The sequence below is a fragment of the Niastella vici genome, assembly GCF_002077945.1.
Lineage (GTDB): Bacteria > Bacteroidota > Bacteroidia > Chitinophagales > Chitinophagaceae > Niastella > Niastella vici.
The window spans coordinates 37769-62551 of record NZ_LVYD01000076.1 but is presented as its reverse complement, the minus strand read 5'-3'; the positions used below and the strand labels follow the sequence as shown (position 1 = coordinate 62551).

General features: G+C 44.2%; 17 protein-coding genes. 4 read left to right on the top strand and 13 right to left on the bottom strand.

What is annotated here, in order from left to right:
• Positions 1–127: 127 nt before the first annotated feature.
• The 4 genes from A3860_RS32175 to A3860_RS32155 all read right to left on the bottom strand — a co-directional run bounded on the left by A3860_RS32175 (position 128) and on the right by A3860_RS32155 (position 6400).
• Positions 128–3334: a T9SS type B sorting domain-containing protein gene (locus A3860_RS32175; protein ID WP_143774375.1), complete on the bottom strand. Its 3207-nt coding sequence runs from the start codon at positions 3332–3334 to the stop codon at positions 128–130.
• A gap of 157 nt (positions 3335–3491) precedes the next feature.
• Entirely contained in the window at positions 3492–4010 is a 519-nt protein-coding gene (locus tag A3860_RS32170; protein ID WP_143774374.1) for a hypothetical protein, read from the bottom strand.
• A 719-nt stretch (positions 4011–4729) separates the two neighbouring features.
• Positions 4730–5452, bottom strand: coding sequence for a hypothetical protein (locus A3860_RS32160; RefSeq protein ID WP_081154629.1), 723 nt, complete (start codon positions 5450–5452; stop codon positions 4730–4732).
• Positions 5453–5662: 210 nt separating this feature from the next.
• Positions 5663–6400, bottom strand: a complete 738-nt coding sequence (locus A3860_RS32155; protein WP_143774373.1) for a DUF5677 domain-containing protein — start codon at positions 6398–6400, stop codon at positions 5663–5665.
• Between the two features lie 737 nt (positions 6401–7137).
• Here A3860_RS32155 and A3860_RS40770 point away from each other — a divergent pair.
• Together A3860_RS40770 and A3860_RS32145 are read left to right on the top strand one after the other, a co-directional pair.
• Entirely contained in the window at positions 7138–7347 is a 210-nt protein-coding gene (locus tag A3860_RS40770; protein WP_143774372.1) for a hypothetical protein, read from the top strand.
• 106 nt (positions 7348–7453) lie between these two features.
• Entirely contained in the window at positions 7454–7918 is a 465-nt protein-coding gene (locus tag A3860_RS32145; RefSeq protein ID WP_081154624.1) for a hypothetical protein, read from the top strand.
• A gap of 37 nt (positions 7919–7955) precedes the next feature.
• Here the strand turns inward: A3860_RS32145 and A3860_RS32140 are convergent, their stop codons facing one another.
• Complete coding sequence (locus tag A3860_RS32140; protein ID WP_081154621.1) at positions 7956–9461, bottom strand: Fic family protein; 1506 nt, start codon at positions 9459–9461, stop codon at positions 7956–7958.
• A 380-nt stretch (positions 9462–9841) separates the two neighbouring features.
• Between A3860_RS32140 and A3860_RS32135 the strand changes: the two genes are divergently transcribed.
• Complete coding sequence (locus tag A3860_RS32135; protein WP_081154606.1) at positions 9842–10285, top strand: hypothetical protein; 444 nt, start codon at positions 9842–9844, stop codon at positions 10283–10285.
• A gap of 496 nt (positions 10286–10781) precedes the next feature.
• Here the strand turns inward: A3860_RS32135 and A3860_RS32130 are convergent, their stop codons facing one another.
• The 5 genes from A3860_RS32130 to A3860_RS32105 form a co-directional block, all read right to left on the bottom strand.
• On the bottom strand, positions 10782–13658 hold the full coding sequence (locus tag A3860_RS32130; protein ID WP_081154604.1) for a polysaccharide lyase family protein: 2877 nt from the start codon (positions 13656–13658) through the stop codon (positions 10782–10784).
• Between the two features lie 363 nt (positions 13659–14021).
• On the bottom strand, positions 14022–14441 hold the full coding sequence (locus A3860_RS32120) for a VOC family protein (protein WP_081154598.1): 420 nt from the start codon (positions 14439–14441) through the stop codon (positions 14022–14024).
• Between the two features lie 56 nt (positions 14442–14497).
• Positions 14498–15229 carry a helix-turn-helix transcriptional regulator gene (locus tag A3860_RS32115; protein ID WP_081154596.1) on the bottom strand — a complete coding sequence of 244 codons (732 nt, stop codon included), beginning with the start codon at positions 15227–15229 and terminating at the stop codon, positions 14498–14500.
• 46 nt (positions 15230–15275) lie between these two features.
• Complete coding sequence (locus A3860_RS32110; RefSeq protein WP_143774371.1) at positions 15276–15596, bottom strand: hypothetical protein; 321 nt, start codon at positions 15594–15596, stop codon at positions 15276–15278.
• Between the two features lie 125 nt (positions 15597–15721).
• Positions 15722–17137, bottom strand: a complete 1416-nt coding sequence (locus tag A3860_RS32105; protein ID WP_081154591.1) for a Gfo/Idh/MocA family oxidoreductase — start codon at positions 17135–17137, stop codon at positions 15722–15724.
• A gap of 278 nt (positions 17138–17415) precedes the next feature.
• Here A3860_RS32105 and A3860_RS32100 point away from each other — a divergent pair, with 278 nt between their 5' ends.
• The gene (locus A3860_RS32100) at positions 17416–18234 is read left to right on the top strand and encodes a class I SAM-dependent methyltransferase (RefSeq protein ID WP_158085431.1); all 819 of its coding nucleotides are present in this window, start codon (positions 17416–17418) and stop codon (positions 18232–18234) included.
• A 146-nt stretch (positions 18235–18380) separates the two neighbouring features.
• Here A3860_RS32100 and A3860_RS32095 read toward each other — a convergent pair whose 3' ends face one another.
• From A3860_RS32095 to A3860_RS32085, 3 genes are all read right to left on the bottom strand, one after another.
• Positions 18381–20093: a RagB/SusD family nutrient uptake outer membrane protein gene (locus tag A3860_RS32095; protein WP_081154634.1), complete on the bottom strand. Its 1713-nt coding sequence runs from the start codon at positions 20091–20093 to the stop codon at positions 18381–18383.
• Positions 20094–20103: 10 nt separating this feature from the next.
• On the bottom strand, positions 20104–23376 hold the full coding sequence (locus tag A3860_RS32090) for a SusC/RagA family TonB-linked outer membrane protein (protein ID WP_216823558.1): 3273 nt from the start codon (positions 23374–23376) through the stop codon (positions 20104–20106).
• 211 nt (positions 23377–23587) lie between these two features.
• Positions 23588–24748, bottom strand: a complete 1161-nt coding sequence (locus A3860_RS32085; RefSeq protein WP_081154584.1) for a FecR family protein — start codon at positions 24746–24748, stop codon at positions 23588–23590.
• Between the last annotated feature and the right edge of the window lie 35 nt (positions 24749–24783).

Genomic DNA, 24783 nt, shown 5'->3' with positions numbered 1-24783 from the left:
CCTTCAAGTTGTTGAATTTGAAGGCGTTTTCTTGTTCGAACTTTTCCAAAGGATCAATTGCCCTTTAAACAAAGGGATAGATGAGTTTCTTCGGAAGTTACGGGAGGAGCCGGAGACTTCATCCAATTTAACGGATAATAATGAGGGGGCCTTTTAGCAGGAATGACCTATCGTAATAATCCACCCCAGCGAGCATGTAGACGAAGGTGCCGGTGAGCGGTTGGCCGCCGGCGGTACCGTCCCAGGATAGATTGGGATCGTTGCTGCTGAAAACCATTCTACCCCAGCGGTCGAACACATTTACCTGAATTTTTTTGGTAAGGCCCTGAATGATGAGATGCCAGCGGTCATTAGCGCCGTCGTTGTTGGGGGTGAAGGCATTGGGGACGAAGATGTGTACCGAATCAAAAACCTTGATGGCTACGGGCACAAGGGCACTGCTACAATCGCCCCGCGTAAACCCGACATATAACGTCTCATCCTTTGGAATAATGGGTGTATGCAGTATGCCGGATGCGGATGTGTCGAGAACGGCCGCGCCAAACGAAGGGCCACCGAGTAAGATGTACTCCCCCCGCTGCGGCTTGTCGATGATGATGGTGGTTGCGGTATTTCTGGGTATATACTGACTGGCGATCTGCGGCATCCGAGGCGAGAGCTCGATATCGCCGATGGTTAGCGTATTACTCGTTACCGTACATGCGTATTGATCGGTGACAACAGCTTTATAATCCCCTGCTTTAAGGTTGTCCAGATGGCCTGCTGTGGTGGCGATCGGAGCAACACTGCTGCCTGCCGTATACCAATTCCAGGTATAGGTACGGTCAGCATCGATCATTTGCAAATCGCTGATCGACCCGATGCCGGCATTGCAGGTGTCATTATGCTCCTTTAGCAAACTATAATCGAAGGAGGGTTTGGGAATCTGCGGGACAGTGAGGACCGGTGTCTGTATCTGGCAGCCGAGGGCATTGCTTATGGTGAGTTGATAGACACCGCCGGCGATACCTGTGAGGTCGGCGGCTGTGCCGACGATATTGCCATTGCCAGTATTGGACCAGCTATAGACAGCCGCATTCGTCGCAACGATGCCGGTAATGGAGCCATTTGGTTTTTCGCATGATGCGGGGTTAATGACCATTGCATTGGCGTCGAAGGTGATCGTGCCGTTGTCGGGGATCGTATATAATTGAGAAAAGAGCGTATCACAGCCGCCGCCGTCCTTAAATACGAATCGGTAATTGCCGGCTTTTGCGTGGATGAGATCGAGCGTGGTGGAGACGGTGGCCCCCTGATCGTTTAGCCAGGTGAAGAAAACAGGTGGCGCCGCGTTCCGATAGCTCATTCCGGTCACCGATCCATTGGCATTGCCGCAGGTAGTACCGATCACGCTGACCGATGTGGTGATAAGCGAAGGGGCGGTCGTGGAAGTGATTGTATAGGGACCATATTGTGCAATGCAGGTCGGGTCCTTTTTAAGCGCGAGCTGCATCGTGTAGGTCCCCGGTGCCAGTCCCTGTAATGGATTCGCGACGCTAAAATCCGGGCAAATGGTGCCCCCTGCGTTCAGCCAACTATAGGTTGTTGCAGCATCGAATGTGCCGGACCAGGAAAGCGAACCGGATACCTGCCCGCAACCGGGTGAGTTTACCGTAATGGAGGCAGGATCGAATGCGGGCAGGGTGACATTGGTGACTGTATAGGGGATGCTGCTGGCATCACAAGCCTGGCCGCCGATGGAAGTTACAAAGGTATATGTACCGGGACCAATGTTCGTAAGGTCGAGGCTGGTGGAGATGACATTTCCGGCCGCGTCCTGCCAGTACCATTCTGTTCCGCTGGAGACCTGGATGTTTTTGATGGAGCCGTTGCGGTGGCCGCAGGTGGCGTTCTGCACAACAATGTTGGTCGTATTGATGGTAGCGGTGGAAAAGGCAGAAGTAGCGCCATAGGTATCTGTGGCGGTGGCCACGATGGCGCCGGTGGCAGGAAGGGAATATCTCCAGTTGCCGGCGTTGTCAGCAGTAGTAGTGCCGATGTAAGTCTTTCCTTCGCAGCCGGGGCAATCGTCATCATAGAAGAGCTCGATGGTAGAATTGGGCAGAGCGGTGCCGCCAACGGTGCCGGGTGTAAGGACGGTGATGTTCGCGTAGGGGGAAGGGTGAGGATAGTGTGGGTCGAATACGATGCCGGTGGCATTGCAGAAAAAACTGTTTTGAGAGATAGTGACGGGGCTGCACCACTCTTCGACCATCCCATTTTTATTGTTGGCTATATAGTTTTTTTTACTTGGATCGGGCCCGCCGATAAGACCTGGACCACAATTGCTCACCGAGATATTGTCTCCATTAGTAATGATTGCCCCGCTAAGAAGATTTGTGACATTGTCCAGTCCCACACCGATGTGATTTCCCTGTATAACGAAACGACTACGTGTAAATTCGATCTTGTAGCCGCCGATGCTGACATTATTGATGATATTCGTGGTGACGAAGGATTGCCCGACAAACACATTGCCACCTATAAGGAAGGGCTTGTTATTGGGTGAGAGTCTGATATTGCCGGTGATATCCGTGCCTTCTTTGTTACCCTGTATATTCAGATAGCCATAGTCCGAGGCATCGATGAGCTGATATTCCAATGGGTCACCGCTCTGATTCATCAGGTTGCCTTCGCCGGGGTTGAGGCCCCCGATCTGCAAATTGGTGATGTCGAGGGCATAAATGCTGGTGCCATTGAGTTGCGTAACACTGGCGCTGGTTCCGCTCTCGTCAGTGCCCAGTATATTCCCTTGAATGACTATATTGTCGGTGATGAACGGCTGTGAGGTTTGGTTGGTGGCAAGGATGGCCGCTGCGAAGCCCTGAATGACATTTCCTTTGCCGGCGACGCCAATGTAAACATTGCTGCTTCGATCGATATAGATGCCGGAAAAGGAAGAAGTAGTCTGAAGGAAGAGTCCATAGACCCGGACGTTACTGACAGCGACGATGTCGATGCAATTAAGATTATTGATAGGGTTCGCATCGACAATGATGATCCTGGCGGCGCTTATCCCGAAGGGAGTTCCAGGTTGTGTGGTTCCGTCGATCGTGAGATTAGAGGGCAGTTTGGGCAGGGAGGACGCGATTGTGATGGTGCGACCTGCCCGGGATTGGTCGGCAATATTGAAGATGATGAGATTGGGGATGGCGGTATTGACGGCAGCCTGGTTAATGGCGTCACGAAGGGAACCGGGGCCGCTGTCCGCGTTGGAGGTCACCGTGAATGTGTTGGCCAAGGCTGAAAAGGCGCCAATTAATAGGAGTAGGGTCAGGGTTAGGGTTAACTTCATGAAATGGCTAAGATATGCAAAAAACAGGATCGGAAAGGGAAATTGCAACGCATATTTACTAATAGACTCGCTCTAGATAAAAAATCCCGGTCCTTAACCAAAGACCGGGACATTCCCTTTAACCTGGAGGGGGTATAAGGGCAATGCAATTTAACGCCTATCTTACATCAGCTTTCAGTCCGTTATCTGGTTTACCAGCTACCATACCATCTTCTGTTGGTGGGTGTTTTGGCATATCCCGGTGTTCGAGTATGTCCCCTTTCTTACAGGAGTTTAAAAAAAACACAAGAATCAGCCCCAAAATTAGTTTAGGAGTTACTTTTTTCATTCCATTAAAAAATGCAGAGTCATCGCTTGATCTTTCAACTGCTTGAAGTTTCCCAATAGCATTGTAAGCGATTTGTGCAATTATATAATCGTTGGCCTTGAATTTTTTTTTGTTTAAAGTGACTTGGACTGAAGACGGGGTGTAAACGTACTTACTATAATTGTCAAATAGATTAAATGAAGTATTAAAAGTGTCATTGATTATTTGGATGTATAAGAAGTAAGACCCTTCCATTTCCCCTGTTCTTAAATAGAATTTTAAAGTATCACCAAAAAGCACACAAAAACTGTTTGAGGAATCAGAAAATCTCAATTCCACAGTCGCCACCAATAGTTGATATTTTATCAAGTTTACTGTTAATAATTATTTCTTTGAAAAGCTTTGTCTGCACAAGTATTGGTTCAAAGCATTTAATGTTGGCGATTGTTGTTAAACCTTTCGTTGAAAGTGGGATAATTTTGGTGTCACTATCCTTGAAATATGAAATGAAAGTCTCTGCACCCAATTTCAAATCATCTGTGAAACCTGAACCTTGCCACTGTGGATTAATGAAAATCACACGCTACTTTTAACAGAAAGCAATTTTTCCAGGCTATTATTTTAAAACCACTTAGCAAAAAGCGCGGTCATTATAGTGTATCGCAAATACGCCCCAGGTTAGCGTTAGATCATCCAAGAGACTTATAACCTTTTGTTCGAACACAATCCCCATCACCAACCCATATGTCTTTTTTATGTTACCATTTGAATACTTATCAAGTACTCATTATAAAAATCTAAAATTTTATTAAGGTCCGAAAAAAATCGGTTCGAAAGTTGTAACCTGCAGCCCGCAGATAATTTAAAACGCCTTCAAATTGTTGGCTTTGAAGGCGTTTTCTTGTTCGAATTATTTTCCGCAATTTCTTCCTCTTCATAATAAGGATTGGTTATCAAATTGTTAGTAGGTTCGAAGTGTTACGTAAACAATTTGTTTTTCTACTGCCCGGCTACCGGAGTTTCGTGCAACAAGTTTTATCGTTGGTGCTTTGCACCCGACAAAGCTTAGTTGTTAGCTGTTGTTTTATCTAACGTTTTGGGGTTCGCTTCCAAAAATAATTTTCTTTTAAACTGTCTGCGTCTAAAAAACTATATTGGTTGAAATAAAACTTGCGGATTGCTTTTTTTAAATCAGTGATGTTGTGATAGCTGCCACTCATTTGTTCAGCATTTGGTGTCCCTTCTTGTAAATGCCAATAAATACTATCTCTCTCATCTGCCGAAAGATATGCTGGGTCTAAGTCATTACCTAAATGATTTGGCTCAAATTGTTGTGCATAAACAACAAAAATCTCTTTGCCAGATTGCGAATATATTATTGTGTCAACATAAGCAGAAACTACTTTAATTCCGCCTGTCTGTCTGTTTCTTAATGCAATTAATGAATCAACTTGCACCGCAATGCGTAAACTGTCTGTTGTAAAAATATTTTGGCTAAAAGGTCTTGGGTATTTTGCTGTTAAGTCTGGTGTCCGATTGTAATTAATGCTATGAACAAGTCCGTTTGCTGACATTACTGTCATTGGAAGCCCAAGTAACAAGAATAAAAAAGTGTCTGCGTATTTTTTGATTTGCCGAATATGAAAAAGAATTATTGTCAATGAGGTAAGAAATAAAATGAGAGAAGTATAACCAAGTCCGTCAAAAAAATCACCAAGTCCACCGCCACCTTGACCTGTAAACAGTTTGTAAATTGAATACAAAAGTCCAAGCCCTAAAATTGCAACTAAAAATTTTGTAGAGAGTTTCATACTGGTGGTTAAAATAGCAGTTTACGAGCAGGTATTGCCGATGGTGGGGAATTATAATTCCGTCCGCCGGAACTGCCGCCTGGCTTTTTGATAAAGTTTAATATTAAGAACTAAAACTGGGCTTTATTCGTCGAGCCCCGTACCACAGTACAACAGAATTACCGCTGCTGATTGTTTCAATGTCAAGCCCCACTATTGGCAATACCAATGTTAGGCGATGATTTGGTCACGGAGATAATTCGAAACAAGCTTTTGAATACAACTAGCGTAGTGTTGTCCTTGCAAAACAAAAATATTTCTAAAAACAGGATTATCATACTCATTTGCTAGGCTGTTCACAATCCACGATGATGGGTGAATATACTTAGAATAGAGCTTGAAAAAAGACTCATATTCAACCTTGTTATTTGTCTGCTTGGCAAGATAACTTACAGTCCAATGCTTCTCGATAGGAACTTCGTGTTTATTCATTAGTTCTTTAATATAAGTCATTCTATCCTGAATAGATTTAATAACCGCTTCAGGCGTGCTTGGTTCTGTTAACGATAAAAAGCCTTCATTGATTTCTAATTCCTCTGATGCCTTTTGCCCAACAAATTCTTTAGCTTTAGAAGGATCTGAAAGTATGAAAGCAACTAACAAATAACATTCAAACAAGTTTCTAGCCGAGATAGCGCAAAATTCAATCGGAGATTGCTGGTATAACGTCAAGCGTTCTAAAAGAATTGATGTATAATTAGTCAGACTTCTCAAAGAAATTATGACAAAGTCCAATTCCTCATTTTCATGTAAATGGGAAACTTTATCATTCAATTGCAAAATAACCTCACGCAGATTTGCTTTTATGCCTTCAGTAGATCCATATATTTCTTTATCTCCAAATTTCATAAACCTAATCAAACTATCGCCTAACAATATATTTCTGCTATTATACGGTACTTTTAACAAAAGACAATTTTTGTAAGACGTTATTTTTTAATTGCTGAGTTAAAAAAACGCGGTTATTACCGGGTAGCGCAAATACGACTTTGGGTTGGTTTAGATCGTCCTTTTGTTCGAACTCGGTCCCAATCGCCAACTTATAAATCTTTTTCATGTTATCGTTTGAGATTTCAACAAATACTCATTATAGAAATCTACAATCTTATTAAGTTCTGCTACAAAACGGTTCGAAAGTTGTAACCTACAGCCCGCAAAACAAAACAAGTGCTCCCGGTAGGGGGCATTTTGCATTTGGGAGCGGGCCGAGCTTGCTCGGCTAAGCGGACAAAATGGAAAATGCCAGGCGCGGCAGCGCCAGCACTTGTTTTGTTTTGACGCGCCCCATTTCAGGGATCAGCGTAGCTAATCCCTCCCTCTCCGCTGATAAATTGAAACGCCTTCAAGTTGTTGAATTTGAAGGCGTTTCTCTGGTTCGAAATATTTCCACAGGTTGAGTACCGGTTTAATTTAATGTTTGGTTATCAGGTTGTTGGCGGGTTCGAAGTGTATCAGGATGAGATTCTGTTGCCTAACGGAATTTGCCAGATCATGAAGAAACCATGTTTCATCCAGTTCTCTTATAACAAGCCATTTTTTCCGCTAAATTCTTCTTCATTATTACTGACAAGCTCATAGCTTTCACCTGGGCAAGTATAGCGATCAGCGTATCAAGCAGTATCTGAGTTTGAGAAAAATTCATACCATTGCAAAATAATAGCTGTCTTCACGTTAAAAATAAATTGATGCAGATAAACGAATTCGATTATCAAAGTCTGGATGCTTTGTTTGGCGATTATAAAGAGCGCGCTCAGAAATTATTAAATGAGAAAATAGATCTAAATAAATTATCAGAGGTTGCGAAAAAGCCCCTTGACACCCTTACGGCAGATGACCTGGGAGGGAGACCTGTATAATCTGCGAGGATATATGCTAAGGCTGATTAAACAAATCAACACTACTCAGGAATTGATTGAGGAAGCTTTTATTAAGTGGAAGTTAAAAATGAATTAACAATTGGCAATGCATCCATATATACCTCATTTATTGAATGATATTACTGCGGCATACCGTACAGAAAAGCCCTGCCAGGAAAGAGAAAAAAGCTTTGCAGAAATTCTGGAAGAGATCAGTCGGATGAAAGCGGATCGAAAAAATACATTTGGCTATTTCTGTGGGCTAAAGAAAGAGGACTTTCCTCCATCTGATCAGTTGCTTAAGAAAGAAATGAAGCTTGTAAGCAGTGCTTTTAAAAAGATGATGCGAAGCTGGAATATCTCTTGTTGGTTACCCAAGGGACTACCTGCTGATCTGGTCTATGATCTGCTCATCCGAACTCTGGAGCGTAAGATCAATCCGCTGGAATCTGGTATGGTGCAGTTTAGTTATTGCAGTATGAATCCCAGCAATTGTTTGCTGGGGCAGCATTGCACTTGTTTGACACGGAAGGCTTCCGAAGGAGGCGGCTTTATTGAAATTAAGCCTTAACCTGAATAGATTAAGTGATACAATATCTGCGTATGATTCACTCAGCCGGGCCTAACTCAAATATTTTTCTATATGCCAGTTGCATCAAGGTTATTTCTTCATTGGTTAGCTTGGCAAAATAGTCGCGCCTTCTTTTGGGAAATACACCCTTATTCTGATGCAGAAAAACAATCATCATATTAATGTCCTTATCCGGCATGTCCACAATCCGTTGCAATTCTTTTTTTACTTCGTCATATCGTTGTATAAATACAAGTTCTTCCGGCATATCTTGTTTAAGGGTTGCATGAATAACCTGGGCCAGGTAAATACATTGATCGGTCAGATCCGGATATCTGAAATAACCATCTACTTCTTTAAGGTTGGTTACCTCAATTTCACCATCTGCTTTTTTATCATACCTGATCTGCTGCATCAAAGGCTTCGAATACTTTTCCAGTGCAGCATCATAATCCCTGATATTATTGAGCATGTGGGCCGATACCGGGATGATCAATCCCTGCGGTACAACGCCGTCGTGCACAAGGATATCGTGTATCAGGAACCTGTGCAGCCTGCCGTTTCCGTCTTCAAACGGATGAATGAATACAAAGCCGAAAGCAATGATAGCCGCCCTTATTTCCGAGTAGATGCCTACGGTTTTAAATGCTGTATCTTTTAAGCCTTCCATCAATGACAATAGAATAGCTGGCGGCGGGCACAAATAATGGATCAGGTCCTGGTAATTGGATAATGACTGCCCGATATAGTTCTGGAAATTACGAAAGCCTGTCGCCGCAAACCTGGGATCGACTATTGCATTTTGCAACTGTGTCAGCCGGGCTTCAGCCAATAGCAGTTCTGTCTGCTCTGCCCCGGCTCTGACCAGCAAAGCAATAAATTTTTCCATCCTGTCGGCAGAAGGCTGTTCCCTTTCAATCTCATAGGAAGAGCGGGTCTCCTTTGTATAGAGATAGCTGGTTGCCCGTCTGAAGATATCGGGGGGGAATTCATTTTTTAACTGTTGTATTTGTTTCGATATATCCTGACTTAATAAGGCAGTAAGGATATTCGTTTTTCTCACCATCGGGCAATAAGCTGCGGTGCCTAATAAATTATTGTTGATGCGCCATCGCGCATCCTTTACCGTTTTACCTGTAATATATTTATCCGCGTCCAGGAGATCCACATAGTTGCCGGATATCGGTTTATTAATATCAAGCTTCTTTTGCGTCAGAAATTCATACAAAAAGCCAATCATCCGGGCGTATTTACCTGAGGGAGCAGCTTCAATAAAAGCAGTAATCTCTGAAACAGGAATTTTCCCCAACACGGTTTTAAGAAAATCGAGGTTCAGGTCATCATATTTTAAAGAAAATTCCAGGTGTGACAAAGGCGTATCTGCATCGGGGGCGTATTTTGCCCCATATACTTGTTCAATATTGCCTTTGGAGGTTAATTCAATGGAATCATTATTTCCTATATATGAGCAGTGGGTCAGTAAATAGCCCAATAAGCCATACTTCTCCTTAAGCCATTGATATCCTGCTGGTTTTGTAGGCATACCGTAATTTACGGTAAAATTGTTAATCCGTACGGTAAAATGATTATATTATGATCGTAGTGCAGTAAAATAATTACACATACCTTGAAAAAGCTGTAAACTCATATAATGTACTGTAAAATGGTTACCTAAAACAAATTTTACTGTAAATCGTTGTCTCCTTATCAATTGTGCATTTGTTCGAACCCGATCCCCATCACCGGCTTAATGGAATATTAGGTGTTGTTGGAGATGGAAGTAAAACAGGAATAGCATTATACCAGTCAACTGCGGGAGACAAAAATAATTATCAAAAAGTTGAACCGCCAAAACCTCCGCCACCACCGGCTGAAAATAAGACAACCAATCCGTAGAATATTAAAAAATAAAAATATTAAGTAATGAAACTACCATTGATTTTTATAACACTTATAGCCGCATGCTTAGTAATAAATAGTTGCCATGCTCAAAGTAAGGTAACAACAGAGTTCGGGGAGGTAATTGTTGAAAATAGTGATACTGCAATGTTGCACAGATTGATGAAAATGAATTTTGAAAAATATAAAGGCAAAGAGGTTCGACTTATTTTAGATGATTTAAGTAGCCAATATCTGCGAAGATTTTTCTATGAAGGAAGACCCGGCTATGCCAGTTTTTTACGCATTCAATATTCGGAAAAGTTAGCCCTTGATGTGCATGTTAGAAAATATGAACACATGAACCCGATTGATAAGGAATATAAATGGGATATAGAAAAATTTAAAAAAGAAAAAGTTTTTAAGATAAAACTCCGGTATAACCGGAAGTGCATAAAAGGATGCAACGAGGAGGAAGTTGATAGATAAGTTATTGCCAGTGCGATTGCATATTATGCCTGATCTATAGCACATTACTAATTAGAAAAACAGACTTGCATATCGTTTATACGTTACCTTTTGAAATTTCGACAAATACTTATAACAGAAATCTGATATTTTATTCATATCCGCCACAAACCGGTTCGAAAGTTGTAACCTAAAACCCGCAGAAATTAGAAACGCCTTCAAGTCGTTGGATTTGAAGGCGTTTTTGTGTTCGAATGATTTTCAAATGATAAACCCCTTCTTGAATTAAACTTTGACTATCAAATAATTAGTGAGTTCGAAGTGTAATAATAACTAGCGGCACTGTTGTACCTGCGTTTTAGCCCACCACCAAGGCATCGCCGAAGGCAATCCCTCCTATAGAACCTGAAAAGAATTGCACCAACCCGAAAGCTGGTGCAATATTGAAACTTTAACAATCGGGAAATTGGATTTCAACCTGACCCGCTTATCTGAAAAGTTTAATTGACAGGATGTTTTATTGTTTTGTAAATTTCCGGGTTATTGTATGAACCCCATCGTCTATACGAACTAAATATACGCCAGCCGGGAAGCCAGCCATATTAAGCACATATTGCGCCTCTGAAATATTAACCGCAGTAAATAGCATTCTACCCCAAACATCGAACAACCGGATGTTCTGCAAACTTTTACCATCGCTTTTACTAATGGTAATCACATTTTTGGCCGGGGAAGGATAAATGCTGAGTGAACCCGCTTTATCGGGCGGTAATACCGGCTGCTCCGGTGTAGCTACCCTTGCCGATGTCAGGTTCGCTTCCAGGCTTATATAGTCGTACATGATATGGCTTACCCAGGCTGAATTGGAAGGCATTACAAGCGTTATAACATTGTTGCCGGCCACAAATTTTGTCATTGGAATAAGTACCTGGTTATATGTATATTTTCCATAATTGCTTTGACGGATAAATGCATTGCCATCGCCACCACTTGGATAATACCCCGTAAACAATGAGTTTTCGTTATTTACGTAAATCCATTGTTGTGCATGATCGTTGCTGGCATAAGCAATTGTTAACCGGGCGTAACCGGTGGTAGGGAATCCGGTTGGAAGTGTAAAGTTTAATCGCCATTTCCAGGCATCCCCCGGATTGGCAATGGCCGATGTATCGGGATATTTAGTATGCGCATAACACAATGCAGTAGCCCAGTTATTATTGGCAACCGTATATTCAATAGGATTGGCAAACGAGTCCCTGAATTTATTTTGGATATTACCTTCGCAGTAAGGGAAGTCACCCATTTTAAATTCATTACTCATTCTATTGGGCGTACCAATTTCCCATAAAAGTGATCCATAACTTCTGTCGATTACCCGGGTTTGAGTTCCCAAACTGGTGGTTCCGCCTGCAGTTACTACTACATTATCCAGCCGGTACTCTCCTACAGAACCGTCTGCATAAGCAAAGAACGAATAGGTGCCAGGGCGTATATTAGGTATTGAAAAATTACCGCTGGAATCCGACTTCACCCAATACTGGTAATCTTTACACTCATACTGAAAGTTAGTAGCGCCGTCTGCCAAACTGGTAACGCCTACCCAGGCGCCGCTGCCGGTATAACCGGGTTTTAGGGCATCTGATATCACAAATTTTCCCTCCACTGCACCGCGTAAAGAAGCAGGCGGATAGGCCGCAGAATCTTTCACCCAGGTATAAGGCCACTGCGTTTTTTCCTGTGTTAACCTTTGTTTGGCGGCGGCCCAGTTTAAATCCCCGGTAGACTGATCGGTTGTCAGTAGCAGGTAGGGGCCGTATACTTTTTTCCAGCTGGTAAGCGTATCGGCCACCAGGCCTTTTGCGCCATAATGCACTCCGTTCATACACTGATGAATAATGCCTGCAGCGGCATTCAGATCGTGGTACATCGGCCCTTCGTTATAATATTCGCAACTGGTATTCAGCAGCCAGCAGCCGATATTGTTAACATTACTGGCGTGGCCCCACAACGGATTGTCCCAGAATTTCATAGAGTACTCGTACTTGCCATCGTATTTGCCAGCCCGTACCCCTGTTGTAAGCAATACAATTTCCTGCGGACCGCCGCTGTTTACGGCCTGCGTGTAGTCGTATTCGGAAGGCATTTGCCAACTGCGCAACGAATCGGTATAAATTCGCTCGCACAGGTTAACACCGCTTGCATTATAGGCTATCCACCATACCTGCCGCCAACTTCCCAGGTCAAAGGCCGGGTAATTCGGTTTGTGCTCCAGCTTGCTATACACATACACACCCTTATCGTCTTTTTTCAATATATAATGCAACTCTGCATCGCAGGGCGTAACATGACCAATGGATGGCGTATAGGGGCGTTTTAATACGATGTGCGCCAGGTTTGCATCGTCCTGCACCACTTCGTAGGTACAGCCCCAAACCGTTTCAAAACCTTTAGAAGTAGTGAAATCGTGGTACATGTATTTATGGCTGCTGCCAGTACGGTTTACCGTTTCTGCGCCCTTGTACCGGTACGACAAAACATTGCCGGTATATTTTTCCACTGTAAATACCAGGTTGGTAGTAGAAAGTACCACCGAATCGGGATACTCCGTGATCATAGAGCCTGCCGGCCGCGCCACCTGCGCTATGGTGCTAGTGCCATCGTAGGTAACAGTAATAGTTTTACCCGGCGTACAGGTCATTTGTCCGTTGGCGACCAACCCGTTTAACAATGTTCTTTTGTCGCCGGCTGCTTTCAGTAAACCGCCATCGCTTACATAAATAGTTACGTTGCTGCCAATGGTTAAATTGGCCGTGGCCGAAAGGCTGCCGCCCAAAAGGTTGATGTTGGCAGAGAGGCCTGTGCCATTGGCAATGTTTAAATCGGTTCCTGCTGTTAATGAACCGTACAAATTAAGGGTTGCCGAAGCGCCGGAATTTCCATACGCAATATTACAGGCGTTCTTCGTACTGAATTTGGCCGATGCATTGATCGTTATGGTGGCCGGTGCGTTTCTGCCAATATACCCGGTATTGCGCACGTTAAAATCTGCCGGTGCGTTCAGCGTAATATTGCCATTTAAAGAATCGCTTCCCCAGGGATAAATAATGCCATTAATAGTCATGGAGCTGCCGGCTAGTGTATTCAGCTTAAGCGGCCTGTAGGAGTTGCCGCCGTTTCCACCGGTTAATACACAGTTGTTGGGAGAACCGTTCCCGATCATCAGTATTTCTGTTTGTGCCAGCGCTGCAGTATTGGTGGCTGGGCTCCAGTTAGACGAGGTAAAATAATTGCTGCTGGTAGAACCGTTCCAGGTAACTGTCTGAGCTGTTATGTTATTGGTAAAAAACAGGAATTGCAATACTATCCACCACAGGTGAACGCAGGTTTTTTTCATGAAAGAATCGTTTTAAAGTTAGCAATTGGGATACGGGTCGATTAAACTTTTCATGAACAAAGTATCAATTAAGACCTGCCAAAGCATCCTGTTTCATCCTGATAGGTCAGTTCATTTTCCTGCATGCCTTATAGAATAATCATATATGTAGTATGGATTCTGTTTTTCACCTTGATGGACTGCAAAGTATTTATTGTAGAAATTTATAATCCGGGCGTTCTTTCGAAACTTGCAAAGACCGTGTCCCCCATTTATAGCCCTATCGGATATCGGGTAAACGCCGGGGCAATTCAACTTTATCATTCTTTGGGGATTACCTAAGGCGACTTGCAGGCCTTTTTGCTTTAATTGGTATGCTAATGCTTATCTGCTACTCAACTTTCCGTCAAACTTTTTGATAGCTTCTGCCGAAATTGGCGTAAAGAAATTAACAAGGTTTCCATCCGGGTCACGGAACAAAAATGACCTGTTTCCCCAGGGCATTGTTGTTGGTTTTTGCACAATGCAATGCTGAAGAAAATCAGCCAGCCTTTTGTAATCGTTATCTACATCTTTAGTGATAAATTCTATTATGGCAGTTCGATTCTGTGCGGCTTTTGCCACCTCCTCACCTCCAAATAGCTGTAGTGTTCTGGTACTTCCAATTGCCAATGTGGCCCATTGGGTTTGCAGTTCGGCAAAATCATCGGTGTATTGAATTGCAGCTATACCAGTGACATGATTGTAAAATTCCACGAGTTTTTTTACATCAGCCGTAATAACTCTAACTGACATCAGGTTCATAATACTGTTTTTTATGGATAATATATGCTCTTTGTTGGAGCAAAGATGAAACAGGCTTATGACAAGGGTGTGTCAGGGGTGGTGAATTTTTTTTCTTTTTCCCTTAAATATTCCTGGAGAGTCATTTTGTGCGGTTGAAAATTCAATTCAGTCAGTTCAAGTTTTAGGATGTTGTTAAGTTTGAACATCCTAAACTCCTTTCTTAATCTACACCAGGCAATTAGCGCCCAACTTTCCTCAAGGCAATAGTACAAGGCAAATGGCTCAACAAACCTTACCGTTTTTTCTTTTTTGCCTAATGAATGATAATGAATATGGAGAACCTTAAATTCGATAAGGGCATGTTGGATAAGTGGAAGCAAATCGCTTTTTTGTGTTCTTAACAACAAGGGGCTAACAGCAATCCTGTTTGCTAAAAATTCTACTTTTTCTTTTGTTGAAAATTGCAATACTGCTTTTATTTTGTTCAAAGCAGATAGCAATTCTCCTGTAAATGAACGGTCGGTATTAGATAATAAAAGTTGTTCTGCTGTAATTAGCGCATTTGCTTCGCTCCCGGTAAACATTACAGGCGGTATCTTATATCCCTCCATTAGCGAATACCCTTTACCATCTATTGTCAAAACAGGTATGCCTGCATCTTCCAGCGCTTTAATGTCTCTGTAAATTGTTCTGATGCTTACATTGAATTTTTTAGAAAGCTGAGTGGCGGTCAAAAGACTTTTTGTTTGCAATTGTGTAGCTATTGCAACCAGTCTGGAGATTCGCTTTAAGTCGTTGTCGTTCATTTTTGCTAAAATTGGTCACCGGCTGAATTTGCAGCCGTATAGGTGTTCATCGTCCACCAAGGGTTTTATATTTGTTTGCAGTTTCTTTGTCACCCAATTTATCTGCAAAATAAGAGATTTTTAATGCGATGTCTTTTTTTGACTTGTCGTAGTCAAATGCAAGCATCAGTACTGCAATGGAAAATGTTTTATAATCCTTGCCTTGAGATCGACGGCAAACTGGTTCGAAAGTTGTAACCAACAACCCGCAAAACGAACAGTAATGGTGCCCCGTCAACTGGGGACATTTTTTATTTCCGGTAGCGGGCCAGGCTTGCCCGACTAAACGAACGGTAATAAAAAATGCCGGCACGAAGTGCGGCATCATTACTTTTTGTGTTAAGCCCCCACCCAGAGATCAGCGGCGCTAATCCCTCCCTTTTCGTTCATCTATTCCACCTGCCAAACCCTCTTTTATCCTAAAATTGCTGGTGGTGAGCGCAGGCCAAAATGTTATACTTTGTAATACTGTTCCCATCCCTTCCTTGGCGGCGGGCCTGTCAACAGCTCATTGGCTTTTTTACTGCTGGTAATCACTTTCTTTTTTCTATCGAACTCAATTTTTTCACCTGTCCATTGTGCCAATACACCTAAGCAAAATACCTGGCTTAGCGTACCGGCAACCGAAAATGGGGAACGTGTTTTTTCTTCGCCTTTACATGCTTTTAAAAAGTTTGCAAAGTGATTTGATGGACTTTTCGGGACCTCCGGCAGCTTCGATTCCATATCCTTTGCTTTCGCTTCCGGAATAATGGATAATGTACTTGCATGCGACCCTCCTTTAAAGATCAGTTCTTTACTGTATATGATCTTGCCCGGGTTAAGTTTGGCAGGTTTAATTGCACCTGTACCTGGTGGTGGTATGTTTGGATCTAATCCCTGAACGCCATAACCTTCCGGTACCGGGGGCAGGTTATCAATACCATCATACCATTTTATTTCCACAGGTGGCATTTCGCCACGATTGGGAAATTTGAAAGAAAGGGTGGTTGACGTGGGATAGAAGAAGTTGTTATGACCCTCTAATTTCAGGGGATCAATTTCATAAGGTAGTCCAAGGTCCAAAAACTCATGTGCGGTATCAAGAATATGTGCACCCCAATCGCCCAACGCACCCATTCCAAAATCAAACCAGCAACGCCATTGTCCATTCACAAAATCTTTGTTATAGGAATGACCTTGTGTTTGCATTTGCCATACCTCCCAATCGAGTGTCGAAGGAATGGGTTCTGCTGCCGGAAACGAAGTGATCTTCGTATTCCAGCCATGCCAGCGGCGGGGCGAGTTCATGTGTGCAGTGATGGCTGTTACATCTTTAATGATGCCCGCTTCTTTCCAGGCTTTAAATTGGAAATAATTTGCTTCCGAATGTCCCTGGTTGCCCATTTGTGTAACCACTTTCGGATGTTTGGCTGCTGCCTTTATCATGAGCTCCACTTCGTTGAACGTTCGGGCCATGGGTTTTTCTACATATACATGCTTGCCTAAACCAATTGCCATCATGGTAATTGGAAAATGTGAAAAATCCGGAGTGCCTATTGAAACAGCTTCAATCTGGTTCCCCATCTTATCAAACATTTGTCTGAAGTCTTTAAAACGCGGTACATTGGGAAACTGTTTCAGGGTATCAATTGTGTGTGGAGCTTCCATATCCACATCACAGAGCGCTACAATATTTGCCAAACCCGTTTTGTAAAGTTCCCTGATAATTTCTCCGCCCCGGTTGCCAATACCAACACAGGCAAGATTTACTTTATCACCGGCCTTCCGCTTACCATTTGCCAGTAAAAAACCGGGCGTAGCGGCCGCAGCAGTGGCTAATATTGCCTGGATTAAAAATTTTCTTCTTGAATAATTGTGATCATTCATACGACAAGAATTGTTTTTACTAAAATGCAGAACCCGCACGTGGGTAATTTCAAATGTATAGGTTGATATGCTGCTAAAATTCCATTATTTTAACATGTTTGCATCTTATTTTATCTATGGTTTGCAGGACGTTTGCCGCCGTAAATGGGTTTATGAATGCCGCGCTAAAATAGGAGCAACCAGTAACAGGAGCAACCCACCTCTACAATCCTTCGTACTGTTCATCAATTATGGATTGTCCTGTTTGTTCCGCCACCTCCATTGCAACAAAACACCCAATGGGAACCGAACGCGCTGTGCTGCGGTGCACACAATGCAGCACGGAGTTCCTGTTCCCGCAACTGAACAACGAAGCCTTACAACAACTATACTCCGAAAGCTATTACGCCGCCTGGGGGTTGAAAGGCGATGCCGACAACGAAGCTACGCGGCAAATGAAGCTGGCTACTTTTGAACTGCGCCTTGATCTGCTGGCACGTCTGGGAAAACAGGGCCGCCTGCTCGATGTAGGTTGCGCCACCGGCTACCTGCTCGAAGCGGCCCGGGACCGTGGCTGGGCGCCCTATGGCGTTGAATATGCAGCCTGGGCTGCCGCCATGGCACAAAAGAAGTTTGGTAGCGAAGCCATCTTTAACGGCACGCTGGAACAGTGCCATTTCCCCGAAAACTTTTTCGACGCCATCGTTATGAGCGACCTCATTGAGCATGTGCGCAGTCCACATGAAACATTGCTCAAGGCAAGGTCCCTGTTAAAAGACGATGGACTGTTGCTGATCGTTACGCCCGATACCGCCGCCATTTCGCACCACCTCATGGGCAAACGCTGGACGCACTACAAACCCGAACATTTTTTTTACTTCAACCGCCGCTCCTTTCAGCACCTGGCCAGCAAGAGCGGGTGGAAGATCATTCATTATGAAAAAGCGGCCAAGGCGCTGAACATCGGCTATTTTCATACGCAATTCAATGTATACAAACACTGGCTGCTTACGCCGGTGGTCAACACGCTCCATGGCCTGCTGCCACGCAGCGCCGCCAGCCGTAATTTCTGCCTGTCTATAGGCGAAATGGTGCTGGTGCTGAAAAAGCATTTTTAACAGGGGCCTCCCATGAAGATCTCCGTTTGCAGCAACGTGTTCAATTATCATACAACCTGATTTAAAAAACAAACCCGGGATAAAGATCCCGGGTCCTGGTTTTTCTGGTTGTGGTAGTTGTTCAACCTTAGCGCATGTTAAGCTGTTTAGTAGCCCGTATTCTGTGTTAATTCAGCACCGGTGTTGGCCTGGATCACAGAATTGGGGATGGGCAATTTATTTACTTTAGGGTCAGGGATATAACCATTGGCTATTACATCACCATTGTATTTTTTCAAATACTCAGGGAGCTTACCTAACCGCATCAGCGTATTTAATCTGAATTCTTCCATGTATAATTCCCGCGCGCGTTCATCGAGGATGAGGTCGATGGTAACATCGCCGGCAACAACCGGGGTGGCATGGGCCCTTGTTCTAATGACGTTAATGTCGCTGGCAGCGCCGCCCGGGTCGCCTGCAGCCAGCTTTGCTTCTGCCCGCAGTAAATACGTTTCGGGCAATCGCATAATGTACCAGTTCTTATAAGTTCTGCCGTTGTCGTGCCACTGTTTACTGGTGGCATCCTGAAATTTTTTGTAGTGCACAACGCCAACACCTTTTACAAAGGTGGGCGCACAGTAGGCCCTGAAAAGCGCGGGGTCTTTTACATTGGCTCTTGTAATGGGCTGGCCATAGAATGCACCGGCGGGGTTGCTCCAGTAATAAGTGCGAATAACATTGAAAGGCGAGTTCCTGAGATCATTATTCCAGTCGCCCTTATATTGCCATATCAGGGTGTCAATGTATTTGGTGGCAGTTAAAGCGCCATTGGGCCGTCCCATTAAAGTATCCTGTAGAAAATTGGGTTTATCGTTCAAATCGGTCAACGCCCATGGCTTGGGTCCCCACCACCTTTCCATTACAAAAAAACCGCCGCTGGCGTTTACATCTGTGTTATTGCCGCCAAGAATGGTAGGGCTCTGTTCTATATTCCAGAGCGCTTCTGCATTTCCTTCTTTAAAATTAAAATTGCCATCCTGGAACAGGTCGAAATACACATCGCCCCAGGGTTTGGCAGGGCCCTGATACAATGGTGCATTGGTGGTGAACGCAGTCCATTTGCCAAAGCGGGCAGTCATTAATTTACAGTTGCCGCCCTGTATTACCGCGTCGGCGGCTTTAATGGCGCCTGTATAATCCTTGAGGCAAATGTTGATCTCGCATAACAGGCTATAGGCGGCTTCGCGGGGAGCGCGGCCCATAGTTTGAGTGGTTATGGGGATCATATACTGGGTGGCAAAGGTGAGATCGTCTTTACATTGCTGGTAGATCTCCGTTTGGCCGGCCCTTACATAATCGAACTTCGGCGCCTTTGTTTCGGTCAATACCAACGGCACACCGCCCCACATATTGGCCAGGAAATGGTAGGCAAAAGCGCGCAGGAACCGGGCTTCGCCCACAATGGCATTCTTGTCGGCATCAGATCCCCATTTGGCTGCAGGCAGGTCGGCCCGTTCAATAATGGCATTCGCCTCTGCAATGATCTTGTATAAACGCCCCCACCACTTACTTGAAAAGTTATTATCTGCATTAATGGTATTCCACCTGAAAAAGGGGATCACACTGTTGGTGCCGTTCAGGTTATCGGCGAAATCTGCATCATACCCCAACATGTCATAATTTTCAGCAGCGTCAGTGTTTGCATAAAAATAGGTACGAACCTTCAGGTATATATCTGCCAGGGCCGATTCAAACTGGGCCTTATTGGTATAGGAATTTTCCGGGCTGTAAAAATCGAGCGGTGTTTCGGTTAAAGATCTTTTACAGGAGATCAGGCTGCATGATGAAATAAATATAAAAGCGATCAGTATTTTTTTCATGGTCATTGAATTAAAAATTTAAGTTTAATACGCCCATTACAGTTCTGATCGATGGTATGGAACCATCAGTTAAGCCGCTGTTGGTTTCGGGATCAAGTCCTTTCCAATGGGGAGCATGGGTGAAAATATTATCTGCGCTCACAGAAAAGCTAACGCCGTTGAGGCCATATGGCTTCAATATTTTCGTTAGATCGTAGGTAAGAGCAATTTTTTGCAGTTTTATAAAGCTTCTGTCAAAGTATTTAACCCCTCTGTAAGCGGCAGCGTTCGCATAATTTGTACGGGGGAACAGGGCGCCGGTATTGGTGGGTGTCCAGTAATCGTACACAATATGATTAATAGAAGCATTGTTCGCAAACCCATCGTTATACGGTGTATTGCTTCCCGACAGGAAATGTTTGTTTCCACCCCACATGGAATATACGTATACCATCAGGGTAAAGTCTTTGTATTTGACCGTATTCGTAAAGCCCCATGTATAGGCGGGTTTATTATCGCCGATAAACACCCGGTCACTGTCTGACGTTATCTTTCCATCTCCGTTTACATCCTGCAATTTATAGGTTCCGGGAGCCATGCCTGTCATGATGACCCCATTGTCTTTATCATCCTGTTGCCACATGCCGGTCACGTTGTAATCGTAAATGGTTCCCAGCGTTTTTCCGATAAACAAATTACCCGACGGCCGGTCGGCTTCTTTACCGGTTACAGGGTCTGGTCCATAGGCCGTAATTAACTTGTTCCAGTTGCGGGCAAAAGCAAGATCTGATCTCCACATAAGGTCTTTTAATTTTACGTTTATCGTACTCAGGCTTATCTCAATTCCTTTATTATTTATTTTACCCAGGTTGCTGTTGATGGTGGTAAACCCCGAAGTGGAAGGGATCGCAAGCGGAAAGATCAGGTTGTGGGTATTTTTGGAGTACAGATCAATAACGCCCGAAATGCGGCTGTTTAAAACAGAAAAATCAACCCCAAAATCCATCCCCTGGGTATATTCCCATTTCAGGTCGGTATTGCCCAGGTTGCTTATAAACTCGGTGGGAACAAATGAGGCGCCGTTATAGTAATAAAGCGCGTTGCCCATTCTTGCCAATGTACCATAGGGTGATATGGACTGATTACCCGTATTGCCATAAGACGCTCTTATTGCCAGGTTATTGATGAGCGTTACCGGCTGCAGGAACGCTTCCTTCGAAATGTTCCAGTTAACGCCGCCTGATGTAAACACGCCATACTTGTGATTCTCGCTAAATGCCGAAAACCCATCGCGCCTGATCGTTCCTGTTACCGTATATTTTTGTTTAAAGCTGTAGGTTAAGCGGCCCATTTCGCCGGTGGCCGCAGTTTTTGAGCCGCCGGTGGTAACTGTTTGAGTTTTACCATTACTGAGGCCATATACACCCAATGATGGGTCATTGAAGTTTTCTCCATGCGCGTTTTGCGAGAACAACTTATAATCTTCTGTAGAATACAGTAAGGTGGCGTCAATGTAATGGTCGCCAAATGTTTTGCTGTATTTTATCAACTGGTCAATTAACGTGTTGGTGCTCCTGCTATAATTGGCATCGCCGGTGCCGTTTTTGGGCAATCCCGTTACCGTTTGCAAACCGTAAAACGCCCCGTTCTCATTCCAGTTCTGTGTTATGGATGTGGTGAGGTTATAAGATAACCCGGTTATCCAGGGAACTTTTATGGTAGCGGTTACAATGCCGTTCAAATTGTTTTGCCGGTTATAGCTCTGATTGGGAATTTGCCAGTAAGGGTTATTAAAAGAAGTAGTGGTTTGTGGAAACTGGAGGTAATTGCCGTCGGGCCCTTTTAAAGTAGCGTAGGGGCTGAACTGGTATGGACTGCTTGAACTTCCGCCGCCACTCTGTCCGTATATGGTTGCACCGGGGTAGTCTCTCAGGCTGTAATAGGAATTAAGGCCTAATTTAAACCACTTTGTTAGATCGGTCGAGATCCTTGCTCTTACAGAGTAGTGATTGTACTGGTCATTTATAATAACGCCTTTTTGTTTGATTATGTTTCCGGAGATATAATACTCGGTTTTATCGGTTTTATTGGCAACGCTTACCGTTGCATTTAACGACTGGCCGTTCTGTCTGAATAAATTGTATGGGTCATTCAATGTTGGCTGATGATCGGGGGTGGCGTTATAGTTGGTAGCTTCTATTGGCTGCAGGTAGGCGATAATATTATTCGGGTCGGCTGTTAAGCCATTTGCTGTTCTTATATCGAGCACCCTCTGCAAATATCCTGGTGCATCATATACTTTTAGCGGCTTCAATTCATGGGTGTTGCCATAACTCACATTAACAGCGAACCGGGGCTTGCCATTGATACTGCTGCCCCTTTTCGTTTCGATCAATAAAACACCATTGGCCGACCGGGAGCCATATACGGCGGCGGCGCTGGCGTCTTTCAGTACCGTAAAACTCTCAATATCGGCCGGCGCAATGTCATTCAATGATCCCCTGAAAATGGCCCCGTCAACAACGATCAATGGGGTAGTACCGGCATTGATCGAGTTCTGGCCCCTGATAGAGATAGAAGGGAGATCGCCTGCTTTATTGGTGCCGCCTACATTGAGACCCGTTATAGTTCCTTTAACTGACTCCAGGATATTATTGACCGGAACATTTTGATACGATCTTAAATTGGCGGAAGCAACAGCGCCCGTTACCGCCTGCTTTTTTTGAGAACCATAGCCCACCAGTACAAACTCCTGTTGTTCATCAACGGCTTTCAGCAAAACTATCCTGATGGTTTTTTGCCCGTTTAAAGGGATCTCCTGTGTGGTCATACCAACATAGGAAATTACCAGCGTTTCATTGCCATTTGTTGGGATGCTAAAGCGTCCCGATTTATCGGTCCTGGTTGCAACGGTAGTGCCTTTCAAACTAACCGATGCGCCTGTCAGTGGAGTGCCCCCTTCGTCCAGTACCAGTCCTATCAGTAATTCAGCTACAGGTTTCCCCGTTTCAATTTTTTCTTTCAGGATGATGGTCTTGTCAACAATGGTATAGGAGAACGGCTGGTTTTCGAGGCAGCGTTTCAATGCTTCGGTGAGTGGCGCCTGGTCCAGCACCAGGTTAACTTTTTTGGCTATACCAAGCATGTTGTCTTCATACCAGAAATAATAACCGGTTTGTTGTTCAATTTTTTGAAATACCGACTCCAGGGGTGCATTTTTTTCATTGAGGGTAACGTTCTGCGAAAACCCCCTGGCGTTTACTTCAAGAACACTTACGATCAGTAATAAAATAGTGAGTTTCATAATTCGTAGGATTTTAATGATTGTACTCCGTTCCTTCCTGCTTGCGGAGCGAATACAAAGCGCTGTTAATTGCATTACTTTGCATATCCCGGTTACCCCGGGACCTGGTTTGGGTGAATGAATAATAATGGTGGTAGCTATCGTATTGATTAATTGGCCCGGTCCAATAGTTGCCGGGTTTCCGCTGCTAGGGGAACCCGGTTTTTATGGCTCAGGGAATTACAACAATCCGTTTTGGTTCAATCCTGAAATGAATATTGCTTTGTTCCAGAATTTTAAGCACGGTAGAAGCATTGGTGTTGCGGCTGATCTTTCCGGAAAACGTACGTGCAGGAACAGCTCCTTCATAGCTTATGTCTATATCGTACCAACGGCCTATTTGCTGCATAATGGTTTTTATACCGGCTTTATTAAAATAGAATAAATTGTTTTTCCAGGCCATGGCGCTTGTTGTATCTGCATTAGGTAATACCGTTATGCGCCCGGTTGCCGTGGTTACTTTTGCCTGCTCACCGGGGGTTAGTAAAATCGAGTCTGCAGTGGCATGGTTGCTCACCGTTATTTTTCCCTGAAACAGCGTTATTTTCATTTCCCTTTCTTCGGGGTAGGCATTTATATTGAAATGGGTGCCCAGTACTTTTATTTCTGCCGAACCGTTCTTTACTATAAAGGGGGTATTGTTATGGGCTACTTCAAAGTACACCTCACCGCTTGCGGCTACGGTACGCTGGCTGCCGGTAAAGTTGGTGGGGAACCGGAGGGAGGAGGCTGCATTGAGCCACACTTTTGTGCCGTCTGAAAGAATGAGGCGGTAACGGCCACCCCTGGGGGTAGTTAAAAGATGGTAACCTGTTTTTTCCTGTTTGCCGGCAGCTGAGTAAACCAGGATGCCTTTGTCGCGTTGTGTGAAGTGGGGGGTGTTGGCATTGGCCGGCATGCCGCTGGTGTCAAGCGGTATGCTGCTGCCGTTGGCCAGGGTAAGCACCGCTTTTTCGCTGCCCGGCGCAAAGTCTTTTACCCGTAAAGCCGGCGGGTTGTTTGCTGTACTAACCTTTTTATTTTCTTTATTGAAAAGGTAAACAGTTCCGGCGCCAATCAACAATGTTACAGCAGCAGCTATGGCAATCGTTCTACCCAGCCGGCGAACCCGGGCTTTCTGCCTTATATGCCAATCAATGCCTTCATAGATCTTTTCAATTTCTTCTGTATAAGGTTGGCCGGCTGAATTGTTTTCCAGCTGGCAGCGTACCAGGTCCTGTAATGCGGCGGCATTTTCGGCATTGGCAAACTCATGCATCAGCCACGCCGTTTCGGCTTCCGTACAGTTGTTTTGCAGGAAGCGGGCAAATAGTTCTGCTGCATTTTCTTTCATAGGTATACGTTTCGGTGTATGCTAATACCATGCAA